Below are 9,581 nucleotides of genomic sequence, written 5' to 3'. Positions count from 1 at the left end.
GTCCTGGCGGCCACCGGGACGGCGACCGCGGCCGGGGCGGTCGCCACCGTCACGGCGGGGACCACGGCTCGGACGGGACGGAGCGGCCGCCTGCTCGCGGGCGAGCTCCTTGGCGGTCAGGTCGCCCTTGTAGATCCAGACCTTCACGCCGATCCGGCCGAACGTCGTCTTGGCCTCGTAGAAGCCGTAGTCGATGTTGGCGCGCAGCGTGTGCAGCGGAACTCGTCCCTCGCGGTAGAACTCGTTGCGGGACATCTCCGCGCCGCCGAGGCGGCCGGAGCACTGCACCCGGATGCCCTTGGCGCCGGCGCGCAGCGAGGACTGCATGCCCTTGCGCATGGCACGGCGGAAGGACACTCGGGCCGAGAGCTGCTCGGCGATGCCCTGGGCCACCAGCTGCGAATCGAGCTCGGGGTTCTTCACCTCGAGGATGTTGAGCTGGACCTGCTTGCCGGTCAGCTTCTCGAGCTCGCCGCGGATGCGGTCGGCCTCGGCGCCGCGGCGGCCGATGACGATACCCGGACGTGCCGTGTGGATGTCGACGCGGACGCGGTCACGGGTGCGCTCGATCTCGACCTTGGCGATGCCGGCCCGCTCCATGCCCGTGGACATCAGCTTGCGGATCGCGACGTCTTCCTTGACGTAGTCGCGGTAACGCTGGCCGTCCTTGGTGCTGTCGGCGAACCAACGGCTGGTGTGGTCGGTCGTGATGCCGAGACGGAAACCGTTCGGGTTGACCTTCTGACCCATTAGCGAGTCCCTCCCGTCGCACGCGCGGACGTGGCCGCTGTGCTGTTGTCAGTCACGTGCACCGTGATGTGGCTCGTGCGCTTGAGAATCCGGCTGGCCCGGCCCTGGGCACGCGGGCGGAACCGCTTCATGGTCGGTCCTTCGTCCACGTATGCCCCGCTCACCACCAGTGCGCGCTCGTCGAAACTCTCGGAGGCGGCCTCGGCGTGGACCCGGGCGTTGGCAATGGCGCTCTCGAGCACCTTGCGCACCGGCTCGCTCGCGGCCTGCGGTGCGAACTGCAGCACCGCGAGCGCCTCGCTCGCCTGCTTGCCCCTGATGAGGTCCACGACGCGGCGGGCCTTCATGGGCGTGACACGGACGTGCCGCGCCTGCGCCTTGGCTTCCATCGCTGTCCCTTTGCTTTCGTTCGAAGTCATTCGAGTGTGTGTGGGTCCACCGCTCAGCGGCGGCGGCCCTTGCGGTCGTCCTTCTCGTGACCCTTGAACGTGCGGGTCGGAGCGAACTCGCCGAGCTTGTGGCCGACCATCGACTCGGTCACGAAGACCGGGACGTGCTTGCGGCCGTCGTGCACGGCCAGCGTGTGGCCGAGCATGTCGGGGCTGATCATGGAGCGACGCGACCAGGTCTTGATGACGGTCTTGGTGCCCGCTTCGTTCTGGGCGTCCACCTTCTTGGCGAGGTGGTCGTCGATGAACGGGCCCTTCTTCAGACTGCGTGGCATGTTTCCTAGACCTCGGTTTCCATTGTTCGGCTCCACACTCGCGTCGCTCCTGCGATGCTCGTTCGCTGTCGCCTCACGATTAGCGCTTCTTCTTGCCGGTACGACGGCGACGCACGATGAGCTTGTCGCTCTCCTTGCCGGGCCGACGGGTGCGGCCCTCGGCCTGGCCCCACGGGCTGACCGGGTGACGTCCACCGGACGTCTTGCCCTCGCCACCACCGTGCGGGTGGTCCACCGGATTCATCACGACACCGCGGACGCTGGGGCGCTTGCCCTTCCAGCGCATCCGGCCGGCCTTGCCCCAGTTGATGTTGCTCTGCTCGGAGTTGCCGACCTCACCGACCGTGGCGCGGCAGCGCGCGTCCACGTTGCGGATCTCGCCGGACGGCATACGCAGCTGGGCGAAGCGACCCTCCTTGGCGACGAGCTGCACGCGGGTACCGGCCGAGCGCGCGATCTTGGCGCCGCCGCCGGGACGGAGCTCGATCGCGTGGATGACCGTACCGGTGGGGATGTTGCGCAGCGGCAGGTTGTTGCCCGGCTTGATGTCGGCACCGGCGCCGTTCTCGACCGCGTCGCCCTGACGCAGGCGGCTCGGAGCCAGGATGTAGCGCTTCTCGCCGTCCGCGTAGTGCAGCAGCGCGATCCGCGCCGTGCGGTTGGGGTCGTACTCGATGTGCGCGACCGTGGCCGGCACGCCGTCCTTGTCGTGGCGACGGAAGTCGATCACCCGGTAGGCGCGCTTGTGTCCGCCACCGATGTGGCGCGTGGTGATGCGCCCGGCGTTGTTGCGGCCACCGGTCTTGCTGATCGGCCGCACCAGCGACTTCTCCGGCGTCGAGCGCGTCACCTCGACGAAGTCGGCGACGCTGGAGCCGCGACGGCCTGGCGTCGTGGGCTTGTACTTACGGATACCCATGCTGTGGAGTCCTCAGTCTTCTCTGATCGGTCTCTCGGATGTCTGTCGGATCCCGGCGGTCAGGCGACCGTGCCGAAGATGTCGATCGAGCCTTCCTTGAGCGTGACGATCGCGCGCTTGGTGTCCTTGCGCTTGCCGACACCGAATCGCGTACGACGGGCCTTGCCCTTGCGGTTCATCGTGTTGACCGACTCGACCTTGACGCCGAAGATCTCCTCGACGGCGATCTTGATCTCGGTCTTGTTGGCACGCGGGTCGACGACGAACGTGTACTTGCCCTCGTCGAGCAGCCCGTAGGACTTCTCCGAGACGACCGGGGCGAACAGGATGTCGCGCGGGTTCTTGGCGAGCGTGCTCACTTGGTGTCCTCCTCGTCGGACGTCGCCTTCTTGGCCGGCCCGGCCAGGAAGGACTCGAGCGCCGTCTGGGTGAAGACGACGTCGTCGGCGCACAGCACGTCATACGTGTTGAGCTGGTCGGCGACGAGCACGTGCACGCTGTCCAGGTTGCGCAGGCTCTTGCGGCCGATCTCGTCGGCGCGGTCGACCACCACGAGCAGGTTCTGGCGCTCGGTGAGGCCCTCGAGCACGGCCCAGGCGGCCTTGGTCGACGGTGTGTCGCCGTCCACCAGCGCGCTGAGCACGTGGACCCGGCCGTGCCGGGCCCGGTCGGACAGGGCACCGCGCAGGGCGGCGGCCTTCATCTTCTTGGGCGTCCGCTGCGCGTAGTCACGCGGCTGCGGGCCGTGCACCGTGCCACCGCCGGCGAACTGCGGTGCACGCACCGAACCCTGCCGGGCGCGGCCGGTCCCCTTCTGGCGGTAGGGCTTGCGGCCACCGCCGCGGACCTCGCCGCGGGTCTTGGTGGAGTGCGTGCCCTGGCGCGCCGCGGCGAGCTGGGCGACGACCACCTGGTGGATCAGCGGCACGTTGGTCTGCACGTCGAAGACCTCGGCGGGCAGCTCGACCGTGCCGGCGGCCTGGCCCAACGGGTCGATGATGTCGATGGTTGGCATGACGTCAGGCTCCCTTGACAGCCGAGCGCACCAGGACGATGCCGCCGCGGGGACCGGGAACGGCACCCTTGATCAGCAGCAGGCCCTTGTCAGCGTCCACGGCGTGGATCGTGAGGTTCTGGGTGGTCTGGCGCACGCCGCCCATGCGACCGGCCATCCGCATGCCCTTGAACACGCGGCCGGGGGTGGCGCACCCGCCGATGGAACCGGGCTTGCGGTGGTTCTTGTGCGCGCCGTGGGAGGAGCTCACGCCGTGGAAGCCGTGCCGCTTCATGACGCCTGCGAAGCCCTTGCCCTTGGTCGTGCCGGTCACGTCGATCTCCTGGCCGACCTCGAAGGTCTCCACGGTGATCTCCTGGCCGAGCTCGTAGGAGGCCGCGTCGGACGTCCGCAGCTCCACCAGGTGACGGCGCGGGGTGACCCCGGCCGCGTCGAAGTGACCCTTCATGGGCTTGTTGACCTTGCGCGGGTCGATGGCGCCGTAGGCGATCTGGACGGCCTGGTAACGGTCGGTGTCGTCGGCGCGCACCTGCGTCACGACGCACGGGCCGGCCTGGACGACGGTTACCGGCACGAGCCGGTTGTCGGCATCCCAGACCTGGGTCATGCCGAGCTTCTCGCCGAGCACGCCCTTGACGGTGCGCTGGAACTTGGTAGAGGTGTTGGTCATCGTTCTCACAGCTTGATCTCGATGTTGACGTCGGCCGGGAGGTCGAGGCGCATCAGCGAGTCGACCGCCTTCGGCGTCGGGTCAACGATGTCGATGAGCCGCTTGTGCGTGCGCATCTCGAAGTGCTCGCGGCTGTCCTTGTACTTGTGCGGCGAACGGATGACGCAGAAGACGTTCTTCTCCGTCGGGAGCGGCACGGGGCCGACAACCGTCGCGCCGGCACGGGTCACCGTGTCGACAATCTTGCGCGCCGAGCTGTCGATGACCTCGTGGTCATACGACTTCAGCCGGATGCGGATCTTTTGTCCCGCCATCGATTCGTCTGACTCTCTCTCGTCTACCGCCTGCTGATGGCCGACCAGTGCTGGCCTCCGACCCCCGCGCTCGGGTGTGTCGCACCCTCCGCGCGGTGCAGGCCCTGCGATTTTCGCGCGGTAGGCCTGCGGATCGTCCTGGAGACCGGCCGAGGCCGGGGCTTGCGCTTCCCTTGCTCCTGCCTGCCGGGTCGAGCACAGTCAGTTGCTGCAAGGGACGGCGGTGGACGACATGGGTCGGCACCGCGCGTCAAGCAACTGGTCAATAGTGCCAGACACCGGGCCCTGCCACCAAATCGAGCCATCCCTCCCCAGGCCCGGCGGTACGTCCTGCGCCCTGGCTGCCGGGGCGACCGCAACGCAGGACGTTGCGGCCCTCCAGGCCCGGGGGCCCGCCGGGGTGCGGCACGGCATACGGAGGACGGCGAAGGGCCCCGCAGCCGAAGCTGCGGGGCCCTTGCGGTGAAGCTGGTCAGGCGGTGACTGGTGTGGTCACTTGTTGATCTTGGTGACGCGTCCGGCGCCCACGGTCCGGCCACCCTCACGGATGGCGAACTTCAGGCCCTCCTCCATGGCGATGGGCTGGATCAGCTCAACGGTCATCTCGGTGTTGTCGCCGGGCATGACCATCTCGGCGCCCTCGGGCAGGTGCACGACGCCCGTCACGTCCGTGGTGCGGAAGTAGAACTGGGGACGGTAGTTGTCGTAGAACGGCGTGTGCCGGCCACCCTCGTCCTTGGACAGGATGTAGACGTTGCCCTCGAAGTTGGTGTGCGGCGTGATCGAGCCCGGCTTGCAGATGACCTGCCCGCGCTCGACGTCCTCACGCTTGGTGCCGCGCAGCAGCAGGCCGACGTTCTCGCCCGCACGACCCTCGTCGAGCAGCTTGCGGAACATCTCGATGCCGGTCACGGTCGTCTTGGCGGGAGGACCGTCGTGGATGCCGACGATCTCGATCTCCTCGTTGACCTTGAGCACACCGCGCTCGATGCGGCCGGTGACGACGGTGCCACGACCGGTGATCGTGAAGACGTCCTCGACGGGCATCAGGAACGGCTTGTCGATGTCACGCTCGGGCTCGGGGATGGCGGTGTCGACCGCGTCCATGAGCTCCATGATCTTCTCGCCCCACTCGGCGTCGCCCTCGAGCGCCTTGAGCGCCGAGACCTTGACGACCGGGAGGTCGTCACCGGGGAACTCGTAGGAGGACAGCAGCTCGCGGACCTCCATCTCGACGAGCTCCATGATCTCCTCGTCGTCGACCATGTCGGCCTTGTTGAGCGCCACCACGATGTAGGGGACACCGACCTGGCGGGCCAGGAGCACGTGCTCCTTGGTCTGCGGCATCGGGCCGTCGGTCGCGGCGACCACGAGGATCGCGCCGTCCATCTGCGCGGCACCCGTGATCATGTTCTTGACGTAGTCAGCGTGGCCCGGGCAGTCGACGTGGGCGTAGTGACGAGCCTCGGTCTGGTACTCGATGTGCGCGATCGAGATCGTGATGCCGCGCTGCTTCTCCTCAGGTGCCTTGTCGATGTCGTCAAAGGCAAACTGCGGGTTCAGCTCGGGGTGCTTGTCGTGCAGGACCTTGGAGATCGCTGCCGTCAGCGTCGTCTTGCCATGGTCGATGTGACCGATGGTGCCGATGTTGACGTGCGGCTTGGTCCGCTCGAACTTCGCCTTCGCCACTGGGGTCCTCCTCAGGACTTGTTGTGTAACGCCGTACGACCAGGCAGGACGTGGCGCGTCTGTGGGTTTGGGGTTGGGATGTTGGTTGCGTGCGCGGGAGTCTACCCGCGTCACTCGCCTCGGATCTTCTTGATGATCTCCTCCGCGACGTTCCGGGGAACCTCGGCGTAGGAATCGAACTGCATCGAGTAGTTGGCCCGCCCCTGGGTCTTGGACCGCAGGTCGCCAACGTACCCGAACATCTCGGACAGCGGGACGAGGCCGCGGACGACCTTGGCACCGCTGATGTCCTCCATGGCCTGGATCTGGCCACGGCGGGAGTTGATGTCGCCGATCACGTCGCCCATGTAGTCCTCGGGCGTGCGCACCTCGACGGCCATCATCGGCTCGAGCAGCACCGGGTCGGCCTTGCGGACGGCCTCCTTGAGCGCCATCGAACCGGCGATCTTGAACGCCATCTCCGAGGAGTCGACGTCGTGGTAGGCGCCGTCGAGCAGCGTGGCCTTGATGCCCACGAGCGGGTAGCCCGCGAGGACACCGAGCTCCATGGCGCTCTGGATGCCCTGGTCGACGCTCGGGATGTACTCCCGCGGGATGCGCCCACCGGTCACCTTGTTCTCGAACTCGTAGAGCTCACCCTCGTGGGTGTCCAGCGGCTCCAACGTGATCTGGACCTTCGCGAACTGGCCCGAGCCACCCGTCTGCTTCTTGTGGGTGTAGTCGTACTTCTCGACCGTGCGACGGATCGTCTCGCGGTAGGCCACCTGCGGGGCGCCGACGTTGGCCTCGACCTTGAACTCGCGGCGCATCCGGTCCACCAGGATGTCCAGGTGCAGCTCGCCCATGCCGCCGATGACGGTCTGGCCGGTCTCGTCGTCCTGACGCACCGTGAAGGTGGGGTCCTCCTCGGCGAGCCGCTGGATCGCGGTGCCGAGCTTCTCCTGGTCACCCTTGGTCTTGGGCTCGATCGCCACGTGGATCACGGGCTCGGGGAAGCTCATCGACTCCAGGACCACCGGGTCCTGCGCGTCGCAGAGCGTGTCGCCGGTGCTGGTGTCCTTCAGCCCGATGAACGCGTAGATGTGGCCGGCGCTCGCGCTGTCGACCGGGTTCTCCTTGTTGGAGTGCATCTGGAACAGCTTGCCGACGCGCTCCTTCTTGCCCTTGGTCGAGTTGAGGATCCCGGTCCCCGACTCCACGTGGCCGGAGTAGACCCGCACGTAGATCAGCTTGCCGAAGAAGGGGTGCACCGCGATCTTGTAGGCCAGCGCCGAGAACGGCTCCTTGGCGTCGGGCTTGCGGATGATCTCCTTCTCCGGGTCCTTCGGGTCGTGGCCCACCATCGGCGGGACGTCGACCGGCGAGGGCAGGTAGGAGACGACCGCGTCGAGCATGGGCTGGATGCCCTTGTTCTTGAACGCGGTGCCGCACATGACCGGGTAGGCCTGCGACGAGATGGTCAGCTGGCGGATGCCGGCCTGGATCTCCTCGACGGTGAGCTCCTCGCCACCGAGGTACTTCTCCATCAGCTCGTCATCGGCCTCGGCCACCTGCTCCACGAGCTTCTCGTGGTACTCAGCGGCCTTGGCGGCCAGGTCGGCCGGGATCTCCTCGACGTCGTAGTCCTCACCCTTGACGGTCTCGCCGCGCCAGGTCAGGGCCCGCATGCGGACCAGGTCGACCACACCGATGAAGTCGTTCTCGGCACCGATCGGCAGCTGGACCACCAGCGGGGTCGCGCCCAGCCGGTCGATGATCGTCTGCACGGTGAAGTAGAAGTCGGCACCCAGCTTGTCCATCTTGTTGACGAAGCAGATGCGGGGCACGTTGTACGTGTCCGCCTGCCGCCAGACGGTCTCGGACTGGGGCTCGACGCCCTCCTTGCCGTCGAACACGGCGACCGCGCCGTCGAGGACGCGCAGGGAACGCTCGACCTCGACCGTGAAGTCGACGTGCCCGGGCGTGTCGATGATGTTGATCTGGTTGTCTTTCCAGAAGGTCGTCGTCGCGGCCGACGTGATCGTGATGCCGCGCTCCTGCTCCTGCTCCATCCAGTCCATCGTCGACGCGCCGTCGTGCGTCTCGCCGATCTTGTAGTTGATCCCGGTGTAGAACAGGATCCGCTCGGTGGTCGTCGTCTTGCCGGCATCGATGTGAGCCATGATGCCGATGTTGCGGACCTTGGTCAGGTCCGTGAGGACGTCGAGTGCCACGGTGTCTTTTCTCGTCTCGTCTCGTGAGGTGGGTGCGGCTGCGAACGCTGGTGCGCGGCCGGCATACCGGCTGCTGCTCCCCGTTCGCGGTAGTCCGCCCCGGGCCGGCGAACGTGGCCCGGGGGGGAAGTGGTTACCAGCGGTAGTGCGCGAAGGCCTTGTTGGACTCGGCCATCTTGTGGGTGTCCTCGCGGCGCTTGACCGCGGCACCCAGACCGTTGCTGGCGTCGAGGATCTCGTTCATCAGCCGCTCGGTCATGGTCTTCTCGCGGCGCTGGCGCGCGTATCCGACCATCCAACGCAGGGCCAAGGTGGTGGAGCGACCCGGCTTGACCTCGACGGGCACCTGGTAGGTCGCGCCGCCGACGCGGCGGCTCTTGACCTCGAGGGCCGGCTTGATGTTGTCGAGGGCACGCTTGAGCGTGACGACGGGGTCGGTGCCGGTCTTGGCCTTGCAGCCCTCGAGTGCGCCGTAGACGGTGCGCTCGGCGATGGACTTCTTGCCGTCCAGCAGGATCTTGTTGACCAGCTGGGTGACCAGCGGCGAGCCGTAGACCGGGTCGATGACGAGGGGGCGCTTCGGAGCGGGTCCCTTGCGAGGCATTACTTCTCCTTCTTCGCGCCGTAGCGGCTGCGTGCCTGCTTGCGACCCTTGACACCCTGGGTGTCGAGCGAGCCGCGCACGATCTTGTAGCGCACGCCCGGCAGGTCCTTCACCCGGCCGCCACGCACGAGCACGATGGAGTGCTCCTGCAGGTTGTGACCGACGCCGGGGATGTAGGCGGTGACCTCGATGCCGCTCGTCAGCTTGACGCGCGCGACCTTGCGCAGCGCGGAGTTCGGCTTCTTGGGCGTGGTCGTGTAGACGCGGGTGCAGACTCCGCGTCGCTGGGGGCTGCCCTTGAGGGCCGGGCTGTTGGTCTTGGTGACCTTGTCCTGGCGCCCCTTGCGGACGAGCTGGTTGATCGTGGGCACTGATTCTCCGTCAGTTGTCTGTGGTCTGCTCGCGGCCGCCGGGGCGGTACGAGCTCCTTGTCGTGTGCCGCTCCGACCCCCGCGTTCGGGTGTGTCGGACCGGCGCTCCCCCCTGCACTTCCCAGGACGCGTACCGTGTGGGGGCACGCGATGGACTGCCCGGCGAGAGGTTCGGGTCCTGGCCGCGGCCGCGTCGTGAACCTGCTTCGACGTGATCGCTGCTGGGTGCCCTCGCGCATGGGTGAGCCCACGCACAGTCCGCAAGTTTAGCGCCCGGGCGGGGGCCGCACCAAATCGCGAACGGGACGGCCC

Annotated in this window: 12 protein-coding genes; all 12 read right to left on the bottom strand. The window is 67.5% G+C overall.

The genetic code is table 11. The features are described 5' to 3' along the window. Positions 1–750 (bottom strand): 30S ribosomal protein S3 (gene rpsC / locus FRW57_RS02465; protein ID WP_152185200.1); only part of this gene is annotated, 750 nt, incomplete at its 3' end. After that, the gene (rplV, locus tag FRW57_RS02460; protein WP_137120727.1) at positions 750–1,139 is read right to left on the bottom strand and encodes a 50S ribosomal protein L22; all 390 of its coding nucleotides are present in this window, start codon (positions 1,137–1,139) and stop codon (positions 750–752) included. The genes rpsC and rplV, both read right to left, overlap by 1 nt. A gap of 53 nt (positions 1,140–1,192) precedes the next feature. After that, positions 1,193–1,474 carry a 30S ribosomal protein S19 gene (gene rpsS / locus FRW57_RS02455; protein ID WP_137120582.1) on the bottom strand — a complete coding sequence of 94 codons (282 nt, stop codon included), beginning with the start codon at positions 1,472–1,474 and terminating at the stop codon, positions 1,193–1,195. 79 nt (positions 1,475–1,553) lie between these two features. Next, positions 1,554–2,393, bottom strand: coding sequence for a 50S ribosomal protein L2 (gene rplB, locus FRW57_RS02450; RefSeq protein ID WP_137120583.1), 840 nt, complete (start codon positions 2,391–2,393; stop codon positions 1,554–1,556). 59 nt (positions 2,394–2,452) lie between these two features. Further along, positions 2,453–2,752, bottom strand: a complete 300-nt coding sequence (gene rplW, locus FRW57_RS02445; protein ID WP_137120584.1) for a 50S ribosomal protein L23 — start codon at positions 2,750–2,752, stop codon at positions 2,453–2,455. Beyond that, on the bottom strand, positions 2,749–3,408 hold the full coding sequence (rplD, locus tag FRW57_RS02440; RefSeq protein ID WP_152185199.1) for a 50S ribosomal protein L4: 660 nt from the start codon (positions 3,406–3,408) through the stop codon (positions 2,749–2,751). The genes rplW and rplD overlap by 4 nt, the downstream gene beginning before the upstream one ends. 4 nt (positions 3,409–3,412) lie before the next feature. Then, the gene (gene rplC / locus FRW57_RS02435) at positions 3,413–4,078 is read right to left on the bottom strand and encodes a 50S ribosomal protein L3 (RefSeq protein ID WP_203230185.1); all 666 of its coding nucleotides are present in this window, start codon (positions 4,076–4,078) and stop codon (positions 3,413–3,415) included. A 5-nt stretch (positions 4,079–4,083) separates the two neighbouring features. Beyond that, positions 4,084–4,392: a 30S ribosomal protein S10 gene (gene rpsJ / locus FRW57_RS02430; protein WP_006946210.1), complete on the bottom strand. Its 309-nt coding sequence runs from the start codon at positions 4,390–4,392 to the stop codon at positions 4,084–4,086. A gap of 492 nt (positions 4,393–4,884) precedes the next feature. Further along, entirely contained in the window at positions 4,885–6,081 is a 1,197-nt protein-coding gene (gene tuf / locus FRW57_RS02425) for an elongation factor Tu (RefSeq protein ID WP_152185198.1), read from the bottom strand. Positions 6,082–6,191: 110 nt separating this feature from the next. After that, complete coding sequence (gene fusA, locus FRW57_RS02420) at positions 6,192–8,294, bottom strand: elongation factor G (protein ID WP_137120587.1); 2,103 nt, start codon at positions 8,292–8,294, stop codon at positions 6,192–6,194. A gap of 133 nt (positions 8,295–8,427) precedes the next feature. After that, positions 8,428–8,898, bottom strand: a complete 471-nt coding sequence (gene rpsG, locus FRW57_RS02415; protein WP_152185197.1) for a 30S ribosomal protein S7 — start codon at positions 8,896–8,898, stop codon at positions 8,428–8,430. Continuing rightward, complete coding sequence (gene rpsL, locus FRW57_RS02410; RefSeq protein ID WP_137120589.1) at positions 8,898–9,269, bottom strand: 30S ribosomal protein S12; 372 nt, start codon at positions 9,267–9,269, stop codon at positions 8,898–8,900. The genes rpsG and rpsL overlap by 1 nt, the downstream gene beginning before the upstream one ends. Positions 9,270–9,581: the final 312 nt, after the last annotated feature.

The sequence above is a fragment of the Segeticoccus rhizosphaerae genome (assembly GCF_009192725.1).
GTDB classification, from domain to species: Bacteria; Actinomycetota; Actinomycetes; order Actinomycetales; family Dermatophilaceae; genus Segeticoccus; species Segeticoccus rhizosphaerae.
The sequence above is the reverse complement of the archived record's forward strand: the minus strand, read 5'-3'. Positions and strand labels throughout refer to the sequence as shown.

Bases quoted from the DNA above. Each gene is read 5' to 3' on its own strand.
- rplV (WP_137120727.1), bottom strand. From the start codon at position 1,139: ATGGAAGCCAAGGCGCAGGCGCGGCACGTCCGTGTCACGCCCATGAAG.
- rpsS (WP_137120582.1), bottom strand. From the start codon at position 1,474: ATGCCACGCAGTCTGAAGAAGGGCCCGTTCATCGACGACCACCTCGCC.
- rplB (WP_137120583.1), bottom strand. From the start codon at position 2,393: ATGGGTATCCGTAAGTACAAGCCCACGACGCCAGGCCGTCGCGGCTCC.
- rplC (WP_203230185.1), bottom strand. From the start codon at position 4,078: ATGACCAACACCTCTACCAAGTTCCAGCGCACCGTCAAGGGCGTGCTC.
- rplD (WP_152185199.1), bottom strand. From the start codon at position 3,408: ATGCCAACCATCGACATCATCGACCCGTTGGGCCAGGCCGCCGGCACG.
- rpsG (WP_152185197.1), bottom strand. From the start codon at position 8,898: ATGCCTCGCAAGGGACCCGCTCCGAAGCGCCCCCTCGTCATCGACCCG.
- rpsJ (WP_006946210.1), bottom strand. From the start codon at position 4,392: ATGGCGGGACAAAAGATCCGCATCCGGCTGAAGTCGTATGACCACGAG.